The organism is Curtobacterium sp. Csp2 (genome assembly GCF_013347165.1).
In genome coordinates this window covers 2,322,217-2,347,744 of record NZ_CP054593.1, presented here as the reverse complement: position 1 = coordinate 2,347,744, position 25,528 = coordinate 2,322,217, and the positions used below count along the sequence as shown (strand labels likewise).

Sequence of the window (25,528 nt, the reverse complement as noted above, 5' to 3'; positions counted from 1 at the left end):
CCTACTCGAGGTAGTCGCGGAGCGACTGCGAACGGGACGGGTGACGGAGCTTCGCCATCGTCTTGGACTCGATCTGACGGATGCGCTCACGCGTCACGCCGAACGTGTCACCGATCTGGTCGAGGGTCTTCGGCTGACCGTCACCCAGGCCGAAGCGCATGCGGATGACGCCGGCCTCGCGCTCGGAGAGGGAGTCGAGCAGGCTCTCGAGCTGCTTCTGCAGCATCGTGAACCCGACCGCGTCCGCCGGGACGACCGCCTCGGTGTCCTCGATGAGGTCACCGAACTCCGAGTCGCCGTCCTCGCCCAGGGGCGTGTGCAGCGAGATCGGCTCGCGGCCGTACTTCTGGACCTCGACGACCTTCTCCGGGGTCATGTCGAGCTCGCGGGCGAGCTCTTCCGGGGTGGGCTCGCGCCCGAGGTCCTGCAGCATCTGGCGCTGCACGCGGGCCAGCTTGTTGATGACCTCGACCATGTGCACCGGGATGCGGATGGTGCGGGCCTGGTCGGCCATCGCGCGGGTGATCGCCTGACGGATCCACCAAGTGGCGTACGTCGAGAACTTGAAGCCCTTGGTGTAGTCGAACTTCTCGACCGCACGGATCAGGCCCAGGTTGCCCTCCTGGATGAGGTCCAGGAACTGCATGCCGCGGCCGGTGTAACGCTTGGCGAGCGAGACGACCAGGCGGAGGTTCGCGCCGAGCAGGTGGCTCTTCGCGCGCTGGCCGTCACGGGCCACCCAGCGGAGCTCGCGCTCCTCGGGCTTGGACAGGCCGGTGGTGTGCTGCAGCTTGTCCTCGGCGAACAGGCCGGCCTCGATGCGCATCGCGAGCTCGACCTCCTGCTCGGCGTTGAGCAGGGCGACCTTGCCGATCTGCTTGAGGTAGTCCTTCACCGGGTCGGCGGTGGCACCCGTGATGGTGGTCGAGTAGACCGGGGCCTCGTCGTCGTCGGACTGCGAGATGACGAGCGCACCCGCGGCCACGGCAGCGGCGGCGTCCGGCTTCGCGGTCTTGTCCTCTGCGTCGCCCTCCGGCTCGTCCGTCTCGGTGTCGTCGGTGACCTCGTCCGTCGGATCGACGCCCTCGTCCTCGACGTCCTCGTCGTCGTCGGCCTTCTTCTTCGCGCGGCCGGCGGTCTTCTTCGGTGCGGCCTTCTTCGCGGGGGCCTTCTTCGCCGTGGTGGCGCGCTTCTTCGGCGCGGCCGTCCCCTCGGCCTCGGCGTCCGCGGCGTCGTCCGCCGTGACGCCCTCGGGCTCGGTGTCCTTCGTGGGATCGATCGTCGTGCTCCGGGCAGCCATGCGATCACCTCTCTCGTCGTGCCACGTTCGTGGGGTCGTGGCCTCCCTCGCCACCCAGGGCCTGCGCCGCGGTCGTGCGCGTCGTCAGGTCCTACCGTTCCGGGCAGCACGAGGACCCATGTCAAGTCCCCCGACTTCTGCGCAGCGCGGGAGCTGCGCGGAGGCGAGGGGACCTGATGGGTCCGACCTTCATTATTGCACGGCCTTCTTCCGCAGGCGTGCAACCAGTGCAACCCAGAGGGGCCCGACCCGTATTCCGTCCTGGGCGTGCATCTCCCGGCGGGTGCGGCGACGGGCGTGCAGGAGCATGCCGACTCCGATCCCCACCACGACGTACTGCACGGTGAGCGCGATCCGGAAGTTCTCCCACGCGAACACCGTCCGCCCGGTCGCACCCGACACGACGTCGAGGAGCGTGCCGATGAGGAACATCATCACGAAGGCCGCGAGGAAGCCGCCGACGTTGACGACCCCGTTCGCGGAGCCGAGGGAGCCGACGGGGTTGAAGCTGCGCGCGAAGTCGAAGCCGATGAGCGAGCCGGGACCGCCGACCCCCATCGCGACGACGAGCAGGACGAGCAGCCAGGTCGGCGGGTGCCCGGGCCACAGGAGCACGGCCGTCCAGACCAGGGCGAGCGCGGCGACGATGCCGAGCACGAGGTTCGACCGGCGGAGCGGGAACCGGGCGCACAGCACCCCGAGGACCGGTCCGGCGACGAAGCCCACGACGACGATCACCGTCAGGAACGTCGCGGCCTCGGACGGGGTGTAGCCGAGCCCGCGGAGCATCGGGACGCCCCAGAGCAGCGAGAACACCGTGCCGGACGACTGCGTCACGTAGTGCGACCAGAAGCCGAGCTGGGTGCCCGGGCGACGGAGGGCGTGGCCGAAGGTGTGGAACGCGCCGCGCCACGAGTGCGGGAGCGGCAACGGGATGGTGTCGGTGCGCACCGGGACCGGGCCGTTCCGGACGAAGACCACCGCCAGGAGCAGTCCGACCAGGCTCGCCGCTGCGGCCACACCGAACGCCGGGGTCCAGCCGGCGGTGTGGAGGAGGACGGCGAAGGGGAACGCCGACAGGATCTGGCCGACCTGCCCGAGGTTGCCGGTCCACTGCGAGATCTGCGGCAGGATCCGCCCGCTGAACCACATCGGCACGAGGCGGATCACGGAGATGAAGGTCATGGCGTCTCCCGCTCCGACGAGCACCCGGCCCGCGATCGCCGGAACGATCGTCGGCGAGAACGCGACGACGGCCTGCCCCACGACGAGGAGCGCGGCGCCGAGCAGCACGAGCTTGCGGGGGCCGACGCGGTCCAGCGCGATGCCCACGGGGATCTGCAGGCCGGCGTAGACCGCGATCTGCACGACCGCGAGCGTCGACAGGACCGCGGCGGAGACGGCGAAGCGGTCCTGCGCGTCGACGCCCGACACGCCGAGCGACGAGCGCTGCACGACGGCGAGGACGTAGGCGAGCACCGCGACGCCCCACACGAGGAAGGCACGACGGGAGTTCACCGCTCCAGGCTAGCGACGGCGCGGCACTGCCCGACACGCGTCGTGGAGGACGGGAGGCGCGGGGCGGGCTGTGGAGGAGCCTCCCGTCCGTCCCGTCACGACCTGGTCGCGCGCCGCCGCGCCGGCGGTGCGCGCGGCGGAGCGTCGCGGTGTGGCGCGGACGCTACGTCGGTCGAACGCTCCGTCGGTCGACGGTGTCAGTCAGATGCGGCGTCACCCTCGGAGCGGCGGTCCGCCAGGAAGCGCTCGAGCTCGGCCGCGATCGCGTCCGCGGTCGGGACCTCGCCGTCGACGTTCGTCAGCGGCGACGCGACGGGGTTGCCCTCCATGTAGGTGTCGTGCCGCTCCTCGAGCACGGCGACGAGCCGCTGCAGCTCGGCGTTGCCGGCGACCTGCTCGTCGACGCGGGCGAGGAACTCGCGACCGGACTCGCGGAGCGCGTCGGTGGCGAAGATGAGCCCGGTCGCGGCCGAGACGGCCGACAGGCCGGCGACCGCGGCGTCCGGGAACTCGGTGTCGCCCAGGTAGTGCGGCACGAGCAGGACGAGTCCGGTGACCTGCGCGCCGGACTCGGCGAGGCGGTGCTCGACCAGGTGCAGCACGTTCGCCGGCGCCTGGGTCTCGGGCTTCCAGACGCTCATCTGCTCGACGAGGTCCTTGCGGGTGCCCGACACCGTGAGGCTGATCGGGCGCGTGTGCGGGACGGGCATCGGGATGGACTGCAGCCACGTGGTGTCGGCGACCTGCAGGCGGTCGGCCAGTTCGGTCACCGCTCGGACGAAGCGGTTCCACTGGAAGTCGGGCTCGTAGCCCGTGAGGAAGAGGAACGGCTGCCCGAGCTCGTCGCGGACCAGGTGCAGCGCGAGCCGCGGCGGGTCGATCGCCGTGATGTGGTCCTGCTCGAAGGTGATCACCGGTCGTCGGGCGCGCCAGTCGAGGAGCGCGTCCGGGTCGAACTCCGCGACGAGCTCGTGCTCGAGACCGTCGAGGATCGAGGACGCGACCTGCGCGACGGCGCCGCCGGCGTCGACGAACCCGGTCAGTCCGGCGACGAGGTGCAGTCCCGCCGGGACGGTCGGAGCGGCCGCGGCGACGGTGTACAGGTCCTCGGGGTGGTTCACCGTCCCCATGCTAGGCGGGACCCCCGACGGCCCCGTCGTCCACGGCCACGCTGTCGGCGAACAGGCGCTGGATAGGCTGGCGTCATGGTCCGACCGACGCTCTCCACCACCTCCACCGCCCCGTCCGACGTCTCCGCCGACGTCCTCGTCCTCGGGGTCCTGCCCGGCAAGGACGGCGGCTCCCCCACCCTCGCGCCGAGCGCTGCGGGGACGGTCGACGCCCTCGCCGACCTCGACCTGACCACCGTCGGAGCGACCGGCGCCAAGGACCAGCTCGTCCGTCTGCCCGGCACCGGCGTCGCGGCTGCGGGCGTCGCCCTCGTCGGCCTCGGCTCGACCGTCGACGCAGCCGCGATCCGCACAGCAGCCGGCAGCGCCGTCCGACAGCTCCCGAACGTCGACGCGATCGCCCTCGCGCTGCCGACCGACTCCTCAGAGCTCGTCGCCGCGGCGCTCGAGGGTGCGGCACTCGGCGCCTACGCGTTCACCCGGCACAAGGGCGCCGGCACGACCGGCCCGACCCGCGGCGACCAGCGCATCGAGGTCGTCTCCCCCGCCGACGTGCCCGCCGACGCCACCGTCCGCCCGGCGATCGTCGCCGACGCCGCAGCGCTCGTGCGCGACCTCGTGAACACCGCAGCGGGCGACCTCGGTCCCGCCGACCTGGCCGACGTCGCCGTCGCCCAGGCCGAGGGGCTCCCGCTGACCGTCGAGGTCCTCGACGAGCACGCGCTCGAGGAGCAGGGCTTCGGCGGCATCCTGGGCGTCGGCCGCGGCTCGGAGCGTCCGCCGCGGCTCGTCGTCGTGCGCTACGAGCCCGCCGCCGCGACGAAGCACCTCGCGCTCGTCGGCAAGGGCATCACGTTCGACACGGGCGGCCTGTCGCTCAAGCCCGCCGCGTCGATGCTCGGCATGAAGACCGACATGGCCGGCGCCGCGACCGTCCTCGCCGCGACCGTCGCCGCCGCGCGACTCGGACTCGACACGCGCGTCACGGCCTGGCTGTGCCTCGCCGAGAACATGCCGTCGGGCTCCGCGACCCGCCCCGGCGACGTGCTCACGCTGAAGAACGGCAAGACGGTGGAGGTGACGAACACCGACGCCGAGGGCCGGCTCGTCCTCGGCGACGGCATGGCCGCGGCGTCGCTCGAGCAGCCCGACGCGATGGTCGACGTCGCGACCCTGACCGGCGCGCAGGTCGTCGCGCTCGGCGACCGGACCACCGGTCTGATGGGCAGCGACGACCTGGTCGCACGGGTCCGCGCGGTCGCGGACGCAGTCGCCGAGCCGATCTGGCCGATGCCCCTTCCCGAGGAGCTCGACGCCCGGCTCGCGAGCGACGTGGCCGACATGGTCAACGCCACGGTGGGCAACCCGTCGGGCGGCATGCTCCTGGCGGGCAAGTTCCTCGAGCGCTTCGTCGGCGAGGGCGTGCCGTGGGCGCACCTCGACATCGCGGGGCCGTCCGAGCACAAGGGTGGCGGCTACGGCTGGCTCGGCAAGGGCGCGACCGGTGTCATGGTCCGTACGCTCATCGGGCTCGCAGAAGAGCTGCAGTCCAAGTAGTAGGTTGGTCCCGGCGGGGCAGCGCACCGACGCGCCCCCGCCGGAACCAGCGGGACGGGACCGGAACCATGCGGTCCGACCGTCGGACGCCGCCGCCGCGGTGTCCAGTGGGGTCCGACCAGGACCTCGACACGCACGAGGGAGTTGCACCAGGTGACGGAACAGACTTACGACGTCGTGGTCCTCGGTGGCGGCAGTGGTGGTTACGCCGCTGCGCTCCGGGCCGCTGAGCTCGGCATGAGCGTCGCGCTCATCGAGGGAGACAAGCTCGGGGGCACCTGCCTGCACCGCGGCTGCATCCCGACCAAGGCGCTGCTGCACGCCGCCGAGGTCGCGGACGCCACGCGCGAAGCGGACAAGTACGGCGTCGTCGCCGAGTTCGCCGGCGTCGAGGTGCCCAAGGTCATCGAGTACCAGCAGGGCGTCATCAGCTCCAAGTACAAGGGCCTGCAGGGGCTCGTCAAGGCCCGCGGCATCACGGTCGTCGAGGGCTGGGGCCGCCTGACCTCGCAGAACACCGTTCAGGTCGGCGACCAGACCGTCACCGGCAAGAACGTCGTGCTCGCCACGGGGTCGTACTCGAAGTCCCTGCCCGGGCTCGAGATCGGCGGCCGCGTCATCACGTCCGAGACCGCGCTCAAGATGGACTACGTGCCGAACAAGGTCGTCATCCTCGGCGGCGGCGTGATCGGCGTCGAGTTCGCCAGCGTGTGGAAGTCCTTCGGTGCCGAGGTCACGATCGTCGAGGGCCTGCCCCACCTGATCCCGGCTGAGGACGAGTCGATGTCGAAGCAGCTCGAGCGCGCGTTCCGCAAGCGCGGCATCGAGTTCTCGCTCGGGATCCGCTTCCAGGGCGTCGAGCAGCACGAGAACGGCGTCGTCGTGACGCTCGAGGACGGCAAGACCTTCGAGGGTGACGTCCTGCTCGTCGCGGTCGGCCGTGGCCCGCTCACCCAGAACATGGGCTTCGACGAGGTCGGCGTCGCGATGGACCGCGGGTTCGTCACCACGAACGAGCGCCTCGCGACCAACCTGCCGAACGTCTACGCCGTCGGCGACATCGTCCCCGGCCTGCAGCTCGCACACCGCGGCTTCCAGCAGGGCATCTTCGTCGCCGAGGAGATCGCGGGCCTGAACCCGGTCGTCATCTCGGACACGAACATCCCGAAGGTCACCTACTCCGACCCCGAGGTCGCGTCGGTCGGGCTCTCCCAGTCCAAGGCCGAGGAACAGTACGGCGCCGACAAGGTCGACACGTACGAGTACAACCTCGCCGGCAACGGCCGCAGCCACATCATCGGGACGTCCGGCGCCGTCAAGGTCGTCCGGGTCGTCGACGGGCCGGTCGTCGGCGTCAGCATGATCGGTGCCCGCGTCGGCGAGCTCATCGGCGAAGCGCAGCTCGCGGTGAACTGGGAGGCCTACCCGGAGGACATCGCTCCCCTGGTGCACGCCCACCCGACGCAGAACGAGGCGCTCGGCGAGGCGTTCCTCCACCTCGCGGGCAAGCCGCTGCACGCGCTCTGACGGACACGTCGACGTGCGCACCGAGACAATGACAACCACCACCACAGCAATCCGCGAACAGGAGCCCACCCGATGAGCGAATCCGTCAACCTCCCGGCGCTCGGCGAGAGCGTCACCGAGGGCACGGTCACCCGATGGCTGAAGAACGTCGGTGACCGCGTCGAGGTCGACGAGCCGCTGCTCGAGGTCTCGACCGACAAGGTCGACACCGAGATCCCGTCGCCCGTCGCCGGCGTCGTGGAGGAGATCCTGGTCCAGGAGGACGAGACCGTCGAGGTCGGCACCGCCCTGGTGAAGATCGGCGACGGCTCGGGCTCCGGTGACTCCGGTTCCGGCGACGCCGAGGGCTCGCAGGGTTCCGACGAGGCCGCCGCCGAGGCGACCGAGCCGGAGACCGCGCCGAGCACCGAGCAGCCGGAAGAGGCGAAGGCTCCCGAGCCCCAGCGTCCGGACCCGACCGAGAACGGTCAGACCCAGCCGGCTGCTCCGCAGGCGCCGTCCGCTCCCCCGGCCGCCGCGCCGGTGCCGCAGGCCGCCCCGGTCCCGCCGCCCGCCGCCGTCCCGGCAGCGGTGCCCGCTCCGGCAGCCGCTCCCGCTCCCGCCGCCGCCCCGACCGGTGCTGCTGCGTCCGCGTCGGTGCCGCAGCCCACGCAGGACGGCGCGGCCTCGGGTTACGTCACCCCGCTGGTCCGCAAGCTCGCCAACGAGCAGGGCGTCGACCTGTCGACGATCTCCGGCTCCGGGGTCGGCGGACGCATCCGCAAGGAGGACGTCCTCGCCGCCGCCGAGCAGGCGAAGTCGTCGGCCGCACCGGCCGGTGGCGCCGCTGCTGCCCCGAGCGGTCCGTTCGTCGCGGAGACCTCGCCGCTGCGCGGGACCCGCGAGAAGATGACGCGCCTGCGCAAGGTCGTCGCCGAGCGTGCCGTGCAGTCGATGACCTCGACCGCACAGCTCACGAGCGTCGTCGAGGTCGACGTGACGAAGGTCGCGCAGTTCCGCGACGCGCACAAGGCCGAGTTCCTCGAGAAGACCGGCTCGAAGCTCAGCTTCATGCCGTTCTTCGCCCTCGCGGCGTCCGAGGCGCTCAAGGCCCACCCGAAGATCAACTCGACCGTGGACGGCGACGAGATCGTCTACCCGGACACCGAGAACGTCTCGATCGCGGTGGACACCGAGCGTGGCCTGCTGACCCCGGTCATCAAGGACGCTGCGTCGCTGAACCTGGCGCAGTTCTCGCAGTCGATCGCGGACCTGGCCGAGCGCACCCGCAACAACCAGCTCAAGCCCGACGAGCTGGCCGGCGGGACGTTCACGCTGACCAACACCGGTTCGCGCGGCGCCCTGTTCGACACCCCGGTCGTGTTCCTGCCCCAGTCGGCGATCCTCGGCACGGGCATCGTGACGAAGCGTCCGGCGGTCGTGAAGGTCGACGGCCAGGAGGCCATCGCCATCCGCTCGTTCGTCTACCTGGCGCTGTCGTACGACCACCGCATCATCGACGGTGCGGACGCCTCGCGGTACCTCGTCGCGGTGAAGAACCGCCTCGAGGAGGGCAACTTCGCCCCGAACCTCGGCTACTGACGCCGCCTGGTCGGGAGCGCCCGATCAGCGGTCCTGACCAGCAGGCCCGACGGCCCCGGTCCCCTCGTGGGACCGGGGCCGTTCCGGTTCACCTGAGCCGCCACCCGCGCGCGGGCCGCTGCCGAGGGTGCGGTGCGGTCAGCCGAGGGTGACCGCGACGGCGCCGAGGCCGCTCGCGACGGCGACCCCGACGACGACGCGCCGCAGTCCGATCCGCCGACCTCGACCGACCGGGACGCCCTGTTCGAGCACCGTGCGCACCACCCGGAGCACCCGGTCGAGCGGTTCGTCGGCAGGTGCCGGCGGCGGGGCGGCGAACTCGAGGTCGGCAACGGCCGGGGTCCCTCGCGCCCAGCGCACCGGGCGGGGTGCCGCTGCGCCGAGGACCTGCTCGACGACGGACCGGAGCGTGGGACCATCGGCGTCGACGACCCCGTCCAGCAGGGGGTCGACGACGCCACGAGCCGGGTCCTGCGCGTCGACACGGTCCCAGACCGTCCGGGCCGCGAGCACGAGCTGCCGTGGCCCGTCCGGATCCGACCGGCGCCCGTGCAACGGCTCCGCGTCGGACTCGTCCCCGCAGCACCGGGCCGCCCCCGGCGGGCGGTCGACCACGAGCACGGCACCGGCGTCGTCCAGCCCGACGTCGTCCGGACCCAACGCCCCGAGCTCGAGGGCGCCGGCACGGGCGGTCGCGGCGAGCTCGAGCAACGGCACCGAGACGGTGACCGCGACGCCGCTCGTCGGGACGCCGAGCTCCTCGAACGCCCGGTCCAACGGGAGCGCCGCCGGGCGGAGAACCCGGGCCGCGAGGTGTCCGGCGGGACAGCGTCCGACCGCGACGACGGGCGCGAGGTGCGGTCCGGCGCCGACGGCGCGGTCCGCGAGCCAGCGGGCGAAGGCGGTCGGGTCCACGGAACCGCACCAGCGGTCGGTCTCCGCCGTGGTCACCGGACCCGCAGCGGGCGTCGAGGGCTTCGTCATGGTGACGAGCGTGGCGGAGACGGGGCGTGCCTCCAGTCCGATGCTGCCCACCTGTGGACGGAACCGTTCGCCCACAGCCTGACCGTCCGCGGTCTGCGGGTGGTGGCGCAGGCCGTATCCTGGTCGCATGGCACGCAGCAGTTCTCAAGGTACGACGGCGAAGGAGCCGGGTCGTCTCAAGCAGATGTACCAGGTCTTCACCATGACCCGCCGGGCAGACCCGAAGTCGGTGTGGTGGTTCCTCCTCGCCTTCGTCGGCCCCGTCGTGCTGGGCGTCCTGCTCGCCCTCCTGCTCCCCGGCCAGAACTGGCTCGCGGTCACGCTGTGGATCGTCGCGGGCGTCCTGCTGGGTGTGCTGCTCTTCCTGATCGTCCTCGGCCGTCTGGCCGAGCGCGCCGCGTACTCGCAGATCGCCGGGCAGCCCGGCGCGGTCGGCGCGGTGCTCTCGAACTCGCTGCGTCGGCAGTGGCGTTCGAGCGAGATGCCCGTCGCGGTGCACGGCCGGTCGCAGGCCGCGGTCTACCGTGCCGTCGGCACCCCCGGTGTCGTCCTGATCACCGAGGGGCAGCGCGGCAACCTCAAGCGCCAGGTGGACGAGGAGCGCCGGAAGGTCCAGCGCATCGTCCCGAACGTCCCCGTGCACGTGGTCCACGTCGACGACGACGCGGACGGTGTGACACTCCACAAGCTGCCGCGTGCGATGAACAAGTACAAGAAGGCGCTCAACCGCAACGAGGTCCTTGCGGTCGCGAACCGTCTCGACTCTCTGACGCACAGCCCGGCGTCGGCGATCCCCAAGGGCATGGACCCGATGAAGGCCCGCGCGGGTCGTCCGCGCTGATCGACCCCGGCTCCCCCGGTCCTCAGGAGGTGCGAAGGCCCCCGACCGTGCCAGGTCGGGGGCCTTCGTCGTGCCGAGCGCTGGGACGGGCGGGCGGCGCGGGCCCGGCCGGCTCCGTCATGTGCACCGGCCCAGGGCTCGGGTGCGCCGTCGATGGAGCAGCAACCGTCGGGTCGCGCCGGGGAATGCGACGTCTTCTGCTCCATCGTCGCTTCGGAACCGTGCCCGTCCCGGAGCCGCGCCCGTGCCGGAACCGCGCCTGCCGCGTGTCAGCGCCGGACGAGCACCGTCCCCGCGATGCGATCGTGCGCACCCCGGCTGTCCCGGTCGATGATGAGCGCCGGCACCACGATGCACAGCAGCAGCGTCCGGACCACCGGGCGCCACACACCCACGTACCCGCCGCGGATCGGCACGACCCGCAGCCCGACGCACAGGTGCCCGAACGACCCCGAGAACGTGCAGATGAACAGCACCTGCAGGACCGCGAAGATGGCGAGCTGGACCCAGGTGTGCGTGATGTCCCCGGACCCTGCGACGGGCGACCAGACACCGGTCACGAACGCCACGAGGTCCGCGAGCACACCGTCGATGAGCAGCGCGACGATGCGTCGGCCGATGCGACCGACGCTCCGCGGCCCCTCCTCCGGGAGACCGAGGTCCTTCCCGGGCCACCCGTCCGGGTGCGCGCCACCGGGGTTCGCGGCGGCGGCGGAGGGCGGAGTGGTGCTGGGAGCCATGCCTCCAGCGTAGGCGACCCCCGGGACGTAACACGCGCGAAACAATGCAGTCATGTCCGGGAAACCCGGTGTCAATAGCCTCGTCGGAGGGTGCACCCGGTGGCACTCGAAGACATCCCCCATACCCCCAGGAGATCGACACACATGTTCAGCGATTCCTCCGAGGTGCTCGCCTTCATCAAGGACACGGACGTCAAGTTCCTCGACATCCGGTTCACGGACCTGCCCGGTGTCCAGCAGCACTTCAACATCCCGGCGTCGACGGTCGACGAGGACTTCTTCTCCGTCGGCCAGCTCTTCGATGGTTCGTCGATCCGCGGCTTCGCGTCGATCCACGAGTCGGACATGCAGCTCATCCCGGACGTGACGACGGCGTACATCGACCAGTTCCGCGCCGAGCGCACGCTGATCATGATCTTCGACATCTACAACCCGCGGAACGGCGAGATCTACGGCCGTGACCCGCGCCAGGTCGCCAAGAAGGCCGAGAAGTACCTCGCCTCGACCGGCATCGCGGACACCGCGTTCTTCGCCCCCGAGGCCGAGTTCTACATCTTCGACGACGTCCGCTACTCGGTCACCCAGAACAAGTCGTTCTACTCGGTCGACTCCGAGGAGGGCGCCTGGAACACCGGCCGCGAGGAAGAGGGCGGCAACCTCGCCAACAAGACCCCGTACAAGGGCGGCTACTTCCCGGTCTCCCCGGTCGACAAGACCGCTGACCTGCGCGACGACATCACGCTCAAGCTGATCGAGGCGGGCTTCGAGCTCGAGCGCTCGCACCACGAGGTGGGCACCGGCGGCCAGCAGGAGATCAACTACAAGTTCGACACGATGGTCCACGCCGCGGACGACATCCTGAAGTTCAAGTACATCGTCAAGAACACGGCCGACCAGTGGGGCAAGGTCGCCACGTTCATGCCGAAGCCGCTCTTCGGCGACAACGGTTCGGGCATGCACACCCACCAGTCGCTCTGGAACGACGGCAAGCCGCTGTTCTACGACGAGAACGGCTACGGCGGCCTCTCCGACCTCGCGCGCTGGTACATCGGTGGCATCCTCAAGCACGCCCCGGCGCTGCTCGCGTTCACCAACCCCTCGATCAACTCGTACCACCGCCTGGTGAAGGGCTTCGAGGCCCCGGTCAACCTGGTCTACTCGGCCGGTAACCGCTCCGCTGCGATCCGCATCCCGATCACGGGCACGAACCCGAAGGCCAAGCGCATCGAGTTCCGCGCGCCGGACGCCTCGGGCAACCCGTACCTCGCCTTCGCCGCGCAGCTGATGGCGGGCCTCGACGGCATCCAGAACCGCATCGAGCCGCACGAGCCGGTCGACAAGGACCTCTACGAGCTCCCCCCGGAGGAGGCCAAGGGCATCCCGCAGGTGCCGGGCTCCCTCGACGAGGCGCTCGAGGCGCTCGAGGCGGACCACGAGTTCCTCACGAAGGGCAACGTCTTCACCGAGGACCTCATCCAGACGTGGATCGACTACAAGCGTGAGAACGAGATCCTCCCGCTCGCGCAGCGTCCGCACCCGTTCGAGTACGAGCTGTACTTCGGGGTCTGATCTCCGGATCCCGTCCAGACACTCGCGCTGTGCGCACGGGGGTCTGATCTCCGGATCCCGTCCAGACACTCGCGCTGTGCGCACGGGGGTCTGATCTCCGGATCCCGTCCAGACACTCGCGCTGTGCGCACGGGGGTCTGATCCCACCGCGCACGAAGGGCCCCGCACCGAGACTCGGTGCGGGGCCCTTCTGCGTGCCGGCAGGTACCGTCCGGCAGGTGGTGCGGTGGCGACCGGCCTGGAGGCGCGGGGCGGCCTGGCGGACGCACCCCGCGCCTCCAGGCCGGTCGCCTGTGCGTTCCTGCCCATCGCACCCGACGTGCGATGCCGGATCGCGCATTGCAGGTCGGGAGGAACGACCCACCTTGCGCGGATCGGCCTCCCACGCGCGGAACGGCACCCGACGCGCGGGACAGCAATGCGCGCGCCCCACCGCGCGCACCCCGCGCGCACGAAGACGGGGCCCGCGCCGCCCCGGCACGGGCCCCGTCTCGGGGCGGTGGACGCCTAGCGCGCCGTCGCCAGCACGTCGGCGGCGCCCGCCGCAGGGCTCACGGGTGCACCCGTGACCGGTGTGGGTCGTCCCAGGGAACGGACGGACCACCCCGCCTGGACCCAGTCGGCGACCGGGAGGCAGTTGCGGGCGTCGATGACCGCGCGGCGGCCGACGAGCGCGCCGAGGGCGACCGGGTCGGCGCCGGTGATGTCGTCCCACTCCGTCAGGACGAGGACGACGTCGGCACCCTCGACCGCGGCCTCCTTCGACCCGGCGTAGGTCAGGGTCGGGAAGGAGCGGCGGGCGGTCTCGTTCGCCTCCGGGTCCCAGAGCGTGACCTGGGCGCCCCGCAGGTGCAGGGCGGCCGCCACGTTGAGCGCCGGCGAGTCGCGGACGTCGTCGGTGAGGGGCTTGAACGCCGCGCCGATGACCGCCACGCGACGGTTCAGCACTGAGCCACCGAGCGAGTCGATGGTCATGTCGATGACCCGCTCGCGCTGGCCCATGTTGATCTCGTCGACCTGCTGCATGAGGCCGACGACCCGGCCGGCACCGAGCTCGTTCGCGCGGTGCATGAGCGCGCGGATGTCCTTCGGCAGGCAGCCGCCGCCGAAGCCGAGTCCGGCGTTCAGGAACTTCCGGCCGATGCGGGCGTCGTGGCCGAGGGCGTCCGCGAGGGTCGTCACGTCGGCGCCGGTGATGGCGCACATCTCGGAGATCGCGTTGATGAACGAGATCTTCGTCGCGAGGAACGCGTTGGCGCTGACCTTGACGAGCTCGGCGGTCGCGAGGTCGGTCGTGATGACCGGGGTGCCCTCGGCGATCGGTGCGGCGTAGACCTCGCGGATCACGGCGTCGGCCGCGGCGGAGGCACCACCCCAGACCAGGCGGTCCGGGTGCAGGGTGTCGTCGACGGCCTTGCCCTCGCGGAGGAACTCGGGGTTCCAGATGAGCTCGGCGTCGATCCCGCTGGGCGTGAACTCGCGGACGATGCCGCGCAGACGTTCGGCGGTGCCGACCGGGACGGTCGACTTGCCGACGATGAGCCCCGGGTGGGTGAGGTGCTCGGCGACGCCGCGGGTGGCGCTCTCGACGTAGGACAGGTTGGCGGCGTGCGAGCCCGCCTTCTGCGGGGTGCCGACGCAGACGAAGTGGACGTCGGCGGCGGCCACGGCCTCGGCGATCGAGGCGGTGAAGCGGAGCTTGCCGGTGGCGACGTGCTTCGTGATGAGCTCGGGCAGGCCGGGCTCGTAGAACGGGACCTCGCCGGCGGACAGGGCCGCGAGCTTCGCGGGGTCGACGTCCACGCCGATGGTCTCGAAGCCCATCTCGGCCATGGCGGCCGCGTGGGTGGCGCCGAGGTACCCGGTGCCGATGACGCTGATCACCGGTGCGGGACGGGTGTCGGCGGACGGGGTGCTCGCCTTCTTCGGAGCGGTCACTTGGAGACCTCCTGCAGGTCGTAGTCGATGTCGTTGCGTGCGATGCCCTTGACGAACGTCGCGAGGCTGTCGGCGCGGGAGTCGAGGCGCCAGTCGTTGGTGGTCCTGGTGCCGTCGACGATGGTCGTGGCGACCTGGCTGAAGTACGCGAAGCCGATGATGTCCCGGTTCGCGGGGTCCGCCAGTGCGTCGAACAGCGAGGTGATCCACTGGGACTTCTGGCTGTCGGTCACGGTGCCACCGGTCTCGGTCGCGCCGATCTCGTTGAGGACGATGCCCTTGCCGGGGGCGATCTTCCGGATCTGCGCGAGCGTGGCACCGAAGGTCGTCTGGAACGTCGGCTGTTCGGTGGCGGTGCGGTAGTAGCCGGACATCCCGACCCAGTCGACGTACTGCGCGCCCGGGTAGTACTGCCGCATGTAGTCGAGCGTCTGGTACTTCGGGTTGCCGAGCTTGTCGATGCGCGAGGGCGACCAGTTCCAGATGACGTAGTCGTTCGCCCCGTTCGCCTGGAAGACGTTCCAGACGTGCTGCCACATCGCGACGTAGGAGCCGGCGGCGTTCTGCTGCTTCGTCCCCTCGGACCAGTTGTACCAGGAGCCGTTCATCTCGTGGTCGAGCCGGATGACGAGCGGCATCCCGTTCGCCTTGAGGTCCTGCGCGTACTTCGTCAGGTAGGCGTCGAACTTGCCGGAGACGATGTCCTGGTTCGTGTAGCCCGGCACGAAGGCCTGGTCGTTGCCGGTCTTCGCGGGGACGGTCTCCCACGTCATCATGGGCAGGCGGCCGTTCGCCCACGAGCGCTGGACCGCGGTCTGGTTGAAGTCCTGGTCGAAGCCCTGGAAGAACCCGACCATGTTCGTGGCCTTGCCGACCTCCTGCGAGACGCGGTCGTACTCGGACCAGTTGAACGGCGCCTGCGTCGTGTACAGCCCGTACCACCGGGACTGCTGCGCGAGCACCTGCGCCTTGGACGGGGTGCTGATCGGCTCGGTCGTCACCGGGTCCTTCGAGGGACCGGTGTTCGTTGCGGCGGCGTTCCCGCCGTGCGCGCCGTCAGAGCCGGAGCCGGAGCCGGAGCCGGAGCCACCGGCCCCGGAGCCACCGGCCCCGGAGCCGGACCCGCCCTTCTCGGCCGCAGCGGCAGCTGCAGCCGACCCGGCAGCGGCGCTCTTCGCAGCACCGAGGTCGGACTGCAGCGAGGCGATCTGCTGCTTGAGCTTCGCGATCTCCTCGGCGCGGGAGCCGGCCTGGGCGCTGGACGAGTCGAGCTTGCCCTGGAGCGCCCAGACCTGCTTCTGCGCCGCCGTCAGCTTCGTCTGCAGCTCGGTCGCGGAGACCTTCTTCGCGGCGGGCGGCGTGACACCGAGCGCCTCGCTGACGGCGGTGGAGACCGGACCGGAGGGCGACACCCACACGGTCCAGGTGATGAGACCGAGGACGAGGACGATCGCGGTCGTCCCGATCGCGGTGCGACGGGCGTGCTTGCTGGACTGGGCCCACCACGTGCTGGTGGATCGGATGAGGTCAGACAATGAGGAACGCCTCCAGGGCGAAGATCGCGAACCCGATGCAGTACGGGATCGCCGCGTAGGGGTTGTAGCGACGGGTCTTCGTCGGGGTGGGTCGGGCGGCGGACGACGCGGTACCGGCCGGAGCAGCGGCGGTGGCCGCGCGCCGGGTGGTCAGGACGGTCGCGGTCGACCCGGTGGCGGTGCCCGAGAGTGTTCCGGACGCCGTGGCACCTGATGCCGTCTCCGTGCCGAAGATCTCGTCGAAGGCCCGGTCGGCCGCGGCCTGGTCGGGGTCGACGGCCGCCGGCAGGGCCGCGTCCACGGGGCTCACCGGAGCAGAGCCGAGTGCGCCCTGGGGCTGCGCCGGGTCCTCCTCCATCGGCCCGCCGGCGTAGGCACCGGCCCGGGTCCCCCAGCCGGACGCGTGCGCCAGGCGGAAGAAGCCGATGAGCCGGATCGGCATGAGGAAGAACGTCGACACGATGATGAACATCGGCAGGCGGAAGAAGTCGCTCGGCTTCTCGGCGAGGTGGCGCATCTGCCGGATCGCCATGCTCAACACGCTCGACACGACCATCAGGCCGGCGACGTAGAGGAAGCCCGTCGAGAAGCCGTACTGCTGCAGGATGCCCTGGTACAGGTTCTCGCCCTGCCCGGTCAGCCCGCGGTAGATCCAGCCGGCGATGACGCCGAACAGCATGAACGGCAGGATGATGTCGGTCAGGAAGAAGACCGCAAGGATCGGCGCGTGGCCGAGCATCCACGGCAGCATCCGCAGCGTGTTGTACTGCGAGCCGCGGGCCCAGCGGAGCTGCTGCTTGAAGAGCTTCTTCACCTGCAGCGGGGCGTCCGTGTACACGAGCGACGTGTACTGGTAGACGGTCCGGAAGCCCTCCTTGAGCGTCAGGTTCGTCAGCGTCCGGTCGTCGGACACCTCGAGGAACACGCCCATGAACTTCTCGTGCATGAACCGGTCCATGACCCGGACGAGGATGCTCCGGCGGAACGCGATGGTCCGTCCGGGCAGGCAGCCGATCTGGCCGAGGACGCTCTGCGCGGGCATCGAGTACAGCGCGCGGGAGTTCTCGAGCCAGTCCGCCCAGCGGGTGATCCACGAGCGCGTCGGTTCGAGGATGCGCTGGCGGGTGGTCACGCCACCGACCGAGTCGTCGGCGAAGGGCTTGAGGAGCTCCTCGAGCGTGCCGTCGGTCCAGACGGTGTCGGAGTCGACGAGCACGGTGATGTCGCCGGTGGACATCTCGGTGCCGACCTTGACCGCGTTGCGCTTGCCCGGGATGGGCGTGTGGGTCCAGCGGACGAGTGGGGCGAACTCGTCGCAGACCGCCTCGAGCGCGGCGTTCCGGGCGCCGTTGATCACGACGATGATCTCGCCGGGGCGCTGCTCGACCATACGGCCGATCACGTCACGGAACAGGTCGATCGGCTCGTCCACCACGGGGACGACCACGCTGGTCGTGCCGGTGAAGGTGCCGGTGTAGGGGCGGTAGCGGGCGGACAGGACGACCTTGAGCAACCAGAGCAACCAGATCACCGCGGAGTACACGGCGAACAGGTAGAACTCGGGATGCCCTTCGACCATCTGCCGGATCTGCAGAATGAAGGTGAACATCGATCCCTGCTTCAACGTTCGAGGTGGGGATTCCGCTCCATCGAGGAACCTTGGGCCGGTTCGGGTGACCTCATTGAGACAGAACCTGGACGTCCTCGCAACGCGTCCCCCGTCCGGGGGCATTTCCGGCAGGTTACGGGGTACATGAATGTCCTCCTCTTGAGGCCGCACCCGTGTCCGCACTGCTGCTGACAGCAACAGGGTGGACCGGTCCACGCGGGCGGCACGTCACGACGTGGTCGCCAGACGACCGGGAGGCACGGTGCACCTCAACGAAGAACCCCCGGTCAGCAGGTGGTCACCCCTGTTCGGGGGTATCCGCGGGAACGTTCCCCGACACGGTCCGGACGACCCTGGTCACGGTGCGGTCACGATCCCCGCTGCGGGAGCTGACGGGGTACACCGCGGGCAACGACGGGGGACGCCGCGCGACATCGCGAATTCACTTTCGACGACACGTCACCTTGCGCCGAAACGTGTCGTCCCGGGCGTGTCGCGGTCGGTGCGACGCCGTGTCAGGCGCCGTAGAACTCGCGCTCGAAGACCTGGCGGGCCCGCCGGGTGATCCCGAGGTAGTCGTCCTCGAGCTGCGACGCCGAACCCGGCGGGTACTCCATGAGCCGCGCGACTCCCTCGAGCTGCACCCGGTCGACGGGCAGCACGTCGGTCGTCTTCCCCGACCAGAGCACCAGCGCGCTGCGGGTCCGCGACGCGAAGCGCCAGGCGGCCCCGAGGCGCTCGGCGTCCTCCGGCCCGATGAACCCGGCGTCCGTCGCGGCGGCCAGGGCCTCGAGCGTCGAGGTCGTCCGGAGCCCCGGGACGTCGGTCGCGTGCTGCAGCTGGAGGAGCTGCACGAACCACTCGACGTCACTGAGCGACCCGCGTCCGAGCTTGAGGTGACGGGCCGGGTCCGCGCCCCGGGGCAGCCGCTCCGACTCCACGCGGGCCTTGATGCGGCGGACCTCGCGGACCTCGCGCTCGTCGATGTGCTGCGGGTAGCGAGTGCGGTCCGCGAGGTGCTCGAAGTCGCGGAGGAGCGCCGTGTCCCCCACGGATCCCCGGGCGCGGAGGAGCGCCTGGGCCTCCCACGTGAGCGACCAGCGGGCGTAGTAGGCGCCGTACGAGTCGAGCGTCCGGACGACCGGCCCGTTCTTGCCCTCCGGGCGCAGGTCGATGTCCAGGTCGAACGGGTGGATCGCGTCGTCGGTGAGTCGTGCGACCTCGCGCACGATCGCCTGCGCCGCGCGCGATGCCTGCTCGCTCGGCAGCGACTCGGGTGCCCGGTGGACGTAGAGCACGTCGGCGTCCGAGCCGAAGCCGAGCTCCCGGCCGCCGAAGCGACCCATCGCGATGATCCCGAACTCGAGCCCGTCGGGGGCGTCCCGGCGCGCCAGGGTCAGGGCGCCGGCGAGCGTGGCCTCGGTGACGTCGGTCAGCGCGGGTCCGAGGGCGTCGACGTCGAGGTGCCCGAGCACGGCGGCCATGCCGAGGCGAAGGGTCTCACGGCGGCGGGCGGAGCGGACGAGCGCCGCGGCACCGTCCACGTCGTCCCCGTGCCGGGCGGTCGTCGCGGTGACCTCGGCGAGCAGCGACTCGAGCGGCCGCGGGCGCAGGAGCGCCTCGGGTTCGTCGAGCCAGGCCACGGCCTCCGGGAAGCGTTCGAGCAGCCCGGCCAGGAACGCCGACTCGGACAGCACGGTCGTCAGGGAGTGTGCGGCGCCGGACGAGTCCCGGAGCATCCGGAGGAACCAGCTCGACTCCCCCAGGGTGTCGCTGAGCCGGCGGAAGGCCAGCAGCGCCCGGTCCGGTGCCGGACCCTCGGCCATCCAACGGAGGAGCACCGGGAGCAGGTTGCGCTGGATCGTGGCGCGCCGGCTCGTGCCCTGGGTGAGCGCGCGGATGTGCCCGAGCGCGCCGGCGGGGTCCGCGAACCCGATCGCCCCGAGCCGGTCGGCCGCCTGGTCGCTCGTCAGCACGATCTCGCCGTCGGTCGCGGCCACGGCGGACAGCAGCGGTCGGTAGAACAACCGCTCGTGCAGCCCGCGCACCTCGAGCTTGACGCCGCGCCAGCGCTGCTCGAGCGTGGCGGCCGAGGTCGCGAGGCCCGTCGACCGGGCGAGGACACGCAACTCCTCCTCGTCGCTCGGCATGAGGTGCGTGCGCTGGAGCCGCCGGAGCTGGATGCGGTGCTCGAGGAGCCGCAGCAGGGCGTAGTCGGGACCGAAGCGCGCGGCCTCGGGACGACCGACGTACCCGGCGGCCGTCAGGGCGTCCATCGCCTCGAGCGTCGAGCGCACCCGCACGCTCTCGTCGTCCCGCCCGTGCACGAGCTGCAGCAGCTGCACGGTGAACTCGACGTCGCGCAGGCCGCCGGGCCCGAGCTTCAGCTGCCGGTCGACCTCGGCGTCCGGGATGTGCTCGGTGACCCGCTCACGCATCCGCTGCACGGACTCGACGAACCCCGGTCGGCCGGCCGAACTCCAGACGAACGGGGCGACGGCGGCGGCGTACCGCGCACCGAGGTCCCGGCTGCCCGCGATCGGCCGGGCCTTGAGGAGCGCCTGGAACTCCCACCCCTTCGCCCAGCGCTCGTAGTACGCCACGTGCGAGTCGAGCGTCCGGACGAGCGCGCCGTCCTTGCCCTCCGGGCGCAGGTTGGCGTCGACCTCCCACAGGGCCGGCTCGGCCGCGAGGTCGGTGATCGCGTGCGTCGCCGCGATCGCCAGCCGGGTCGCGATGAGCACCGCGCGGTCGGTCCCCACGCCGGTGTCCGCGTCGTCGTCGCGAGTGGGTTCGGTGACGAAGATGACGTCGACGTCGCTGACGTAGTTGAGCTCGCGCGCGCCGGCCTTGCCCATCGCGATGACGGCGAGCGGGGTCGCGGCGACGTCGGCCGCGGGGAACGGGACCTCGCGCCGGGCGACGTCCACCGCGGTCTGCAGTGCGGCACCGGCAAGGTCCGCGAGTCCCGCCGCGACCGCCGGGAACGCCTCGGTCGGTGCGGGGTGCAGCACGTCGAAGAGCGCGATCTGGGCCAGGTGTCGGCGGTACCGGACGCGCAGCCGGAGTCGGGCGTCCTCGCCGGTCGTGCCGTCGACGGCCTCGGCGAGGGACGCCTCGTACGCCTCCTGCGTCCACGGCACCGTCACCGGGTCGAGCAGCAGCGCGGTCTCGGCCGGACGACGGAGCAGGAACTCCCCCAGGCCGACCGAGGCACCGAGGAGCCGGACCAGGCGCTCGGTCGCGGCCTCGTCGGCCAGGACCGGCCGGACCTGGTCCGGGGCACGCTCGAGCAGCCGCTCGAGCGCGCGCAGCGCGCCGTCCGGGTCGGCCGTCGACTCCCACAGGGCCGGGGCGTCGCTGACCGGCACCCGCACGTCGGGGCCGAATCGTGCCTCCAGGCCGGCGATCCGTTCCAGGCTCTCCGACAGCTCCGCGAAGCCCAACCGGGCCATCTCGGAACGGGACGTCCTCGTCCGACCGGTCATGTGGCGCTCCGAGTCGGGCTGCTAGAGCGCGCCGAGGTTGGTGTCGAGCTCGAAGGGCGTGACCTGGTCGCGGTACGCCTTCCACTCCTGGCGCTTGTTGAGCAGGACGTAGTTGAAGACCTGCTCGCCGAGCGTCTCCGCCACGAGCTCGGAGTCCTCCATGAGGCCGAGGGCGTGGTCGAGGCTCGCCGGGAGCTGCTTGTAGCCCAGGGCGCGGCGCTCGGCGTCGGACAGGCTCCAGACGTTGTCCTCGGCCTCCGGCGGGAGCTCGTATCCCTCGTCGATGCCCTTGAGCCCGGCCGCGAGGAGCAGCGAGTACGCCAGGTACGGGTTCGCGGCGGAGTCGATGCCGCGGTACTCGACCCGGGCGGACTGGCCCTTGTTCGGCTTGTACAGCGGCACGCGGAGGAGCGCCGACCGGTTGTTGTGGCCCCAGGTGACGAAGGACGGGGCCTCGTCGCCGCCCCAGAGACGCTTGTACGAGTTCACGAACTGGTTCGTGACCGCGGTGATCTCCGGCGCGTGACGCAGGACGCCCGCGATGAAGTGCTTCGCGGTCTGCGAGAGCTGGTACTCGCCGCCCGCCTCGTAGAACGCGTTCTGGTCGCCCTCGAAGAGCGACACGTGCGTGTGCATGCCCGAGCCGGGCTGCCCCGAGATCGGCTTCGGCATGAACGTCGCGTAGACGCCCTGCTCGATCGCCACCTCCTTCACGACGGTGCGGAACGTCATGATGTTGTCCGCCATCGTCAGGGCGTCGGCGTACCGGAGGTCGATCTCGTTCTGTCCGGGGCCGGCCTCGTGGTGGCTGAACTCGACCGAGATGCCGAGGTCCTCGAGCATCCGGACGGACCGGCGACGGAAGTCGTGCGCGCTGCCGCCGGGGACGTTGTCGAAGTAGCCGGCGCGGTCGACGGGCTGCGGGCCGCCGTCCTTCCAGTCGCGGCTCTTGAGCAGGTAGAACTCGATCTCGGGGTGCGTGTAGAACGTGAAGCCGCGGTCGCTCGCCTTCGCCAGCGTGCGCTTGAGCACGTTGCGGGGGTCGGCGACGGCGGGCTGCCCGTCGGGCGTCGTGATGTCGCAGAACATCCGCGCGGTCGGGTCGATCTCCCCGCGCCACGGCAGGATCTGGAACGTCGAGGGGTCCGGGTGCGCGAGCACGTCGGCCTCGTACGAGCGGGTGAGGCCCTCGATCGCGGAGCCGTCGAACCCGATGCCCTCGGCGAAGGCGCCCTCGACCTCGGCCGGGGCGATCGCCACCGACTTCAGCGTCCCGATGACGTCCGTGAACCAGAGTCGGATGAACTTGATGCCGCGCTCCTCGATGGTGCGGAGCACGAAGTCCGTCTGCTTGTCCATTGACGCCCTTTCCGTGGAGCAGTTGGGATGCTCAGCCTATTGGTCTTCGTCGTCCCAACGCTCGTTGTTCGCCTTGATGCGGTCGAGGGCGTGTTGCGCCTCCTCGCGCGTCTCGAACGGGCCGATGCGGTCGCGCTGCGGGGACTGCGGGCCCTGCTCGACGGCGTGCGTCTTCTCGTTGAACCACCACTGGGACTCGATGCGTTCGTCGCTCATGGCGCCACCGTACCCACGCGCGGCCCGGGTGGGCCGGGCTCGGCGGCGCGCGGCTGCGCGGCCGCGCGGCGCGGCTGCGCACGGCCTGGGAGGTTTCGGGCTGAGCGACACCTCACGCCGTCTGCGCGACGTGAGGTGTCGCTGCGCCCGTGAGGTCGGTGCCGCTCCTGCAGATCGGAGCGGCACCGCCGCGCCCCGCACCCACGGCGACCGCCTGGAGGCCCGGTGCCGGTCCGGCGGGCCGGCACCGGGCCTCCAGGCGGTCGCTTCTCGACCACGCCGGTCGGGTGGGCCCCGCGCGCTCGGGTGCGCGCCCCGAGACGCGCGCTGGCGGACGGGACTCGCCTCCTGGAGCGCGAGTCCCGTCCCCCAGCGCGAGTCTCACCCGGTCGCGCGGCAGGCGCGACGGGCGCGACGGGGGCGACGGGGGCGCGCCACGCGCGGATAGAGTGGTCGGCATGCCCCGGGACGCACACGGACACCTGACCCCCGGCCGGATCTCCCCGCAGCGGGCGGTGCCCCGGGAGATCGAGCGCCCCGAGTACGTCGGACGGGCCGAGCCGCACGAGCACGGCCTCGGCGACACGTACACCCCGGACGAGGTCGAGCGCATCCGGGTCGCCGGGCGGATCGCCTCGCAGGCGATCGACGCCGTCGGTGCAGCGATCCGCCCCGGCATCACCACCGACGAACTCGACCGGATCGGCCACGAGTACGTCGTGTCGAACGGTGCGTACCCGTCGACGCTCGGGTACCGCGGGTACCCGAAGTCGCTCTGCTCGAGCCTCAACGAGGTCATCTGCCACGGCATCCCGGACGACACCGTGCTGCAGGAGGGCGACCTCGTCAACATCGACGTCACCGCCTACAAGGACGGCATGCACGGCGACACGAACCGCACGTTCATCGTCGGCGAGGGCTCGCAGGAGGTCCGTGACCTCGTCGACCGCACGCGGACCGCGCTCGAACGCGGCATCAAGGCCGTCGCCCCCGGCCGCCGGGTGAACGTGATCGGGCGGGCCATCGAGGCCTACGCGAAGCGCTTCGGCTACGGGGTCGTCCGCGACTACACGGGCCACGGGGTCGGACGCGCGTTCCACTCCGGCCTGATCATCCCGCACTACGACGCGCCCCACTACGACACGGTCATCGAGCCGGGCATGGTCTTCACGATCGAACCGATGCTCACGCTCGGCGGGATCGACGCGGACATCTGGTCGGACGACTGGACCGTGTCGACGCGCGACAAGTCCTGGACCGCCCAGTTCGAACACACCCTCGTCGTCACCGAGCGCGGCGCGGAACTCCTCACCGTCTCCTGAAAGGCACCATCCCCATGACCTCTCTCGCAGTCGGCGTCGACATCGGCGGTACGGGCATCAAGGGCGCGATCGTCGACGTGACGACCGGTGAACTCCAGACCGACCGGATCAAGAAGGCGACCCCCGAGGGCGGCAAGCCCCACGACATCGTCGCCGTGGCCAAGTCGATCCTCGACGAGCTCGCCCCGGGTGCGGACGTGCCCGTGGGGGTCTGCTTCCCGGCGATCGTCCGCGACGGCAAGACCATGTCGGCCGCCAACGTGTCGAAGAAGTGGATCGGGTTCGAGGCCGAGGCCCTCTTCGAGAAGGAGCTCGGCCGCTCCATCCACTTCGTCAACGACGCCGACGCCGCCGGGTTCGCCGAGCAGCAGTTCGGTGCCGCGAAGGGCAAGGCGGGCCTGGTGGTCGTCACGACCCTCGGCACCGGGATCGGCACGGCACTCATCAACGACGGCGTGCTCATCGTCAACTCCGAGCTCGGGCACCTGGAGATCGACGGGCACGACGCCGAGTCGCGGGCCTCGTTCGCGGCGAAGGAGCGGGACGAGCTGAGCTGGAAGCACTGGGCGAAGCGGCTGCAGAAGTACTACTCGACGCTCGAGGCGCTGCTCTCCCCCGAGCTCTTCGTCGTCGGCGGCGGGGTGTCGAAGCACCACGAGGAGTTCCTGCCCCTGCTCGACCTGCAGGCCGGGATCATCCCCGCGACCCTGCGCAACAACGCGGGCATCATCGGCGCTGCGACCCTGGCCGCGCGGTCGCAGCAGCGCTGAGCGCGGACGCGGACGCGGGTCGCGCGCCGAACGCGCAGGACACGCCGCGCGCGGTGCGCCGAACGGGCGGTACCGGTCGGGGACGGGCGTCGAGCGCGACAGAAGTGGCACGCTCGGCGACCCGGCGCAGGGACCGGCGCGCACGGCCGGTAGACTCGGAGGGCGAACGGGTCGGTGAGACGGTCGCGTCACTCCCCCGGGAGTGCCGAGGAACGTCCGGGCTCCACAGAGCAGGGCGGTGGGTAACACCCACCCGGAGCAATCCGCGAGACAGTGCCACAGAAAGCAGACCGCCGGCGGCGACGTCGGTAAGGGTGAAACGGTGGTGTAAGAGACCACCAGGGGTCCGGGTGACCGGATCCGCTCGGTAAACCTCGCCCGGAGCAAGGTCAGACAGAGGACGACGAGGCTGCTCGCTGAGTCCTCGGGTGGACCGCTGGAGGCCGACGGCAACGTCGGTCCGAGAGAGATGGCCGTCACCTCCGCGAGGAGGGACAGAACCCGGCGTACGGCCGGCCCGTTCGCACACAGACCACCGTTCGCA

The 25,528-nt window shown here is 71.1% G+C and carries 18 protein-coding genes and 1 other RNA gene; 8 read left to right on the top strand and 11 right to left on the bottom strand.

The annotated features are described in order from the left end of the window. Position 1: 1 nt before the first annotated feature. The 3 genes from HUN59_RS11380 to HUN59_RS11370 form a co-directional block, all read right to left on the bottom strand. A complete protein-coding gene (locus HUN59_RS11380) occupies positions 2-1,300 on the bottom strand; it encodes an RNA polymerase sigma factor (RefSeq protein WP_174778407.1) in 1,299 nt (432 codons plus the stop codon). 192 nt (positions 1,301-1,492) lie between these two features. Continuing rightward, positions 1,493-2,818, bottom strand: a complete 1,326-nt coding sequence (locus HUN59_RS11375; protein ID WP_174778406.1) for an MFS transporter — start codon at positions 2,816-2,818, stop codon at positions 1,493-1,495. A gap of 197 nt (positions 2,819-3,015) precedes the next feature. After that, complete coding sequence (locus tag HUN59_RS11370; protein ID WP_174778405.1) at positions 3,016-3,948, bottom strand: proteasome assembly chaperone family protein; 933 nt, start codon at positions 3,946-3,948, stop codon at positions 3,016-3,018. A gap of 75 nt (positions 3,949-4,023) precedes the next feature. Here HUN59_RS11370 and HUN59_RS11365 point away from each other — a divergent pair, with 75 nt between their 5' ends. The 3 genes from HUN59_RS11365 (at position 4,024) to sucB (ending at position 8,613) form a co-directional block, all read left to right on the top strand. Continuing rightward, complete coding sequence (locus tag HUN59_RS11365; RefSeq protein WP_174778404.1) at positions 4,024-5,505, top strand: leucyl aminopeptidase; 1,482 nt, start codon at positions 4,024-4,026, stop codon at positions 5,503-5,505. A gap of 153 nt (positions 5,506-5,658) precedes the next feature. After that, positions 5,659-7,032, top strand: a complete 1,374-nt coding sequence (gene lpdA, locus HUN59_RS11360) for a dihydrolipoyl dehydrogenase (RefSeq protein ID WP_058742515.1) — start codon at positions 5,659-5,661, stop codon at positions 7,030-7,032. Positions 7,033-7,104: 72 nt separating this feature from the next. Continuing rightward, on the top strand, positions 7,105-8,613 hold the full coding sequence (sucB, locus tag HUN59_RS11355) for a 2-oxoglutarate dehydrogenase, E2 component, dihydrolipoamide succinyltransferase (protein WP_144801354.1): 1,509 nt from the start codon (positions 7,105-7,107) through the stop codon (positions 8,611-8,613). Positions 8,614-8,751: 138 nt separating this feature from the next. Here sucB and HUN59_RS11350 read toward each other — a convergent pair whose 3' ends face one another. Next, positions 8,752-9,648 (bottom strand): hypothetical protein, encoded by an 897-nt coding sequence (locus HUN59_RS11350; protein WP_174778403.1) that lies wholly within the window; start codon positions 9,646-9,648, stop codon positions 8,752-8,754. A 76-nt stretch (positions 9,649-9,724) separates the two neighbouring features. Here HUN59_RS11350 and HUN59_RS11345 point away from each other — a divergent pair, with 76 nt between their 5' ends. Continuing rightward, complete coding sequence (locus HUN59_RS11345; protein WP_174778402.1) at positions 9,725-10,438, top strand: DUF4191 family protein; 714 nt, start codon at positions 9,725-9,727, stop codon at positions 10,436-10,438. 269 nt (positions 10,439-10,707) lie between these two features. Here the strand turns inward: HUN59_RS11345 and HUN59_RS11340 are convergent, their stop codons facing one another. Next, complete coding sequence (locus HUN59_RS11340; RefSeq protein WP_174778401.1) at positions 10,708-11,178, bottom strand: RDD family protein; 471 nt, start codon at positions 11,176-11,178, stop codon at positions 10,708-10,710. Between the two features lie 144 nt (positions 11,179-11,322). On the opposite strand from HUN59_RS11340, the gene glnA reads away from it, so the two are divergent. Next, positions 11,323-12,747 (top strand): type I glutamate--ammonia ligase, encoded by a 1,425-nt coding sequence (gene glnA, locus HUN59_RS11335; protein ID WP_058741323.1) that lies wholly within the window; start codon positions 11,323-11,325, stop codon positions 12,745-12,747. Between the two features lie 507 nt (positions 12,748-13,254). Here glnA and HUN59_RS11330 read toward each other — a convergent pair. The 6 genes from HUN59_RS11330 to HUN59_RS11305 all read right to left on the bottom strand — a co-directional run bounded on the left by HUN59_RS11330 (position 13,255) and on the right by HUN59_RS11305 (position 22,892). Further along, positions 13,255-14,685 (bottom strand): UDP-glucose dehydrogenase family protein, encoded by a 1,431-nt coding sequence (locus tag HUN59_RS11330; RefSeq protein WP_058741324.1) that lies wholly within the window; start codon positions 14,683-14,685, stop codon positions 13,255-13,257. Next, on the bottom strand, positions 14,682-16,220 hold the full coding sequence (locus HUN59_RS11325; RefSeq protein ID WP_174778400.1) for a glycoside hydrolase family 26 protein: 1,539 nt from the start codon (positions 16,218-16,220) through the stop codon (positions 14,682-14,684). Before HUN59_RS11325 ends, HUN59_RS11330 begins: the two co-directional genes overlap by 4 nt. Further along, positions 16,213-17,829: a glycosyltransferase family 2 protein gene (locus HUN59_RS11320; protein WP_174778399.1), complete on the bottom strand. Its 1,617-nt coding sequence runs from the start codon at positions 17,827-17,829 to the stop codon at positions 16,213-16,215. Before HUN59_RS11320 ends, HUN59_RS11325 begins: the two co-directional genes overlap by 8 nt. Before the next feature lie 515 nt (positions 17,830-18,344). Then, positions 18,345-21,317, bottom strand: a complete 2,973-nt coding sequence (locus HUN59_RS11315) for a bifunctional [glutamine synthetase] adenylyltransferase/[glutamine synthetase]-adenylyl-L-tyrosine phosphorylase (RefSeq protein WP_174778398.1) — start codon at positions 21,315-21,317, stop codon at positions 18,345-18,347. Positions 21,318-21,338: 21 nt separating this feature from the next. Then, entirely contained in the window at positions 21,339-22,676 is a 1,338-nt protein-coding gene (locus HUN59_RS11310; protein ID WP_058741328.1) for a glutamine synthetase family protein, read from the bottom strand. A gap of 36 nt (positions 22,677-22,712) precedes the next feature. After that, complete coding sequence (locus HUN59_RS11305; protein ID WP_058741329.1) at positions 22,713-22,892, bottom strand: SPOR domain-containing protein; 180 nt, start codon at positions 22,890-22,892, stop codon at positions 22,713-22,715. A 458-nt stretch (positions 22,893-23,350) separates the two neighbouring features. Here HUN59_RS11305 and map point away from each other — a divergent pair, with 458 nt between their 5' ends. The 3 genes from map to rnpB all read left to right on the top strand — a co-directional run bounded on the left by map (position 23,351) and on the right by rnpB (position 25,508). Next, positions 23,351-24,214: a type I methionyl aminopeptidase gene (gene map, locus HUN59_RS11300; RefSeq protein WP_174778397.1), complete on the top strand. Its 864-nt coding sequence runs from the start codon at positions 23,351-23,353 to the stop codon at positions 24,212-24,214. A gap of 14 nt (positions 24,215-24,228) precedes the next feature. Next, a complete protein-coding gene (gene ppgK, locus HUN59_RS11295; RefSeq protein ID WP_174778396.1) occupies positions 24,229-24,984 on the top strand; it encodes a polyphosphate--glucose phosphotransferase in 756 nt (251 codons plus the stop codon). Between the two features lie 167 nt (positions 24,985-25,151). Then, positions 25,152-25,508: RNase P RNA component class A (gene rnpB, locus HUN59_RS11290), an RNA gene on the top strand. Positions 25,509-25,528: the final 20 nt, after the last annotated feature.

Coding starts and splice junctions, on each gene's coding strand:
- HUN59_RS11380 (WP_174778407.1), bottom strand. CDS start 1,300: ATGGCTGCCCGGAGCACGACGATCGATCCCACGAAGGACACCGAGCCC.
- HUN59_RS11370 (WP_174778405.1), bottom strand. CDS start 3,948: ATGGGGACGGTGAACCACCCCGAGGACCTGTACACCGTCGCCGCGGCC.
- HUN59_RS11365 (WP_174778404.1), top strand. CDS start 4,024: ATGGTCCGACCGACGCTCTCCACCACCTCCACCGCCCCGTCCGACGTC.
- sucB (WP_144801354.1), top strand. CDS start 7,105: ATGAGCGAATCCGTCAACCTCCCGGCGCTCGGCGAGAGCGTCACCGAG.
- HUN59_RS11345 (WP_174778402.1), top strand. CDS start 9,725: ATGGCACGCAGCAGTTCTCAAGGTACGACGGCGAAGGAGCCGGGTCGT.
- HUN59_RS11340 (WP_174778401.1), bottom strand. CDS start 11,178: ATGGCTCCCAGCACCACTCCGCCCTCCGCCGCCGCCGCGAACCCCGGT.
- glnA (WP_058741323.1), top strand. CDS start 11,323: ATGTTCAGCGATTCCTCCGAGGTGCTCGCCTTCATCAAGGACACGGAC.
- HUN59_RS11320 (WP_174778399.1), bottom strand. CDS start 17,829: ATGTTCACCTTCATTCTGCAGATCCGGCAGATGGTCGAAGGGCATCCC.
- HUN59_RS11315 (WP_174778398.1), bottom strand. CDS start 21,317: ATGACCGGTCGGACGAGGACGTCCCGTTCCGAGATGGCCCGGTTGGGC.
- HUN59_RS11310 (WP_058741328.1), bottom strand. CDS start 22,676: ATGGACAAGCAGACGGACTTCGTGCTCCGCACCATCGAGGAGCGCGGC.
- HUN59_RS11305 (WP_058741329.1), bottom strand. CDS start 22,892: ATGAGCGACGAACGCATCGAGTCCCAGTGGTGGTTCAACGAGAAGACG.
- map (WP_174778397.1), top strand. CDS start 23,351: ATGCCCCGGGACGCACACGGACACCTGACCCCCGGCCGGATCTCCCCG.
- ppgK (WP_174778396.1), top strand. CDS start 24,229: ATGACCTCTCTCGCAGTCGGCGTCGACATCGGCGGTACGGGCATCAAG.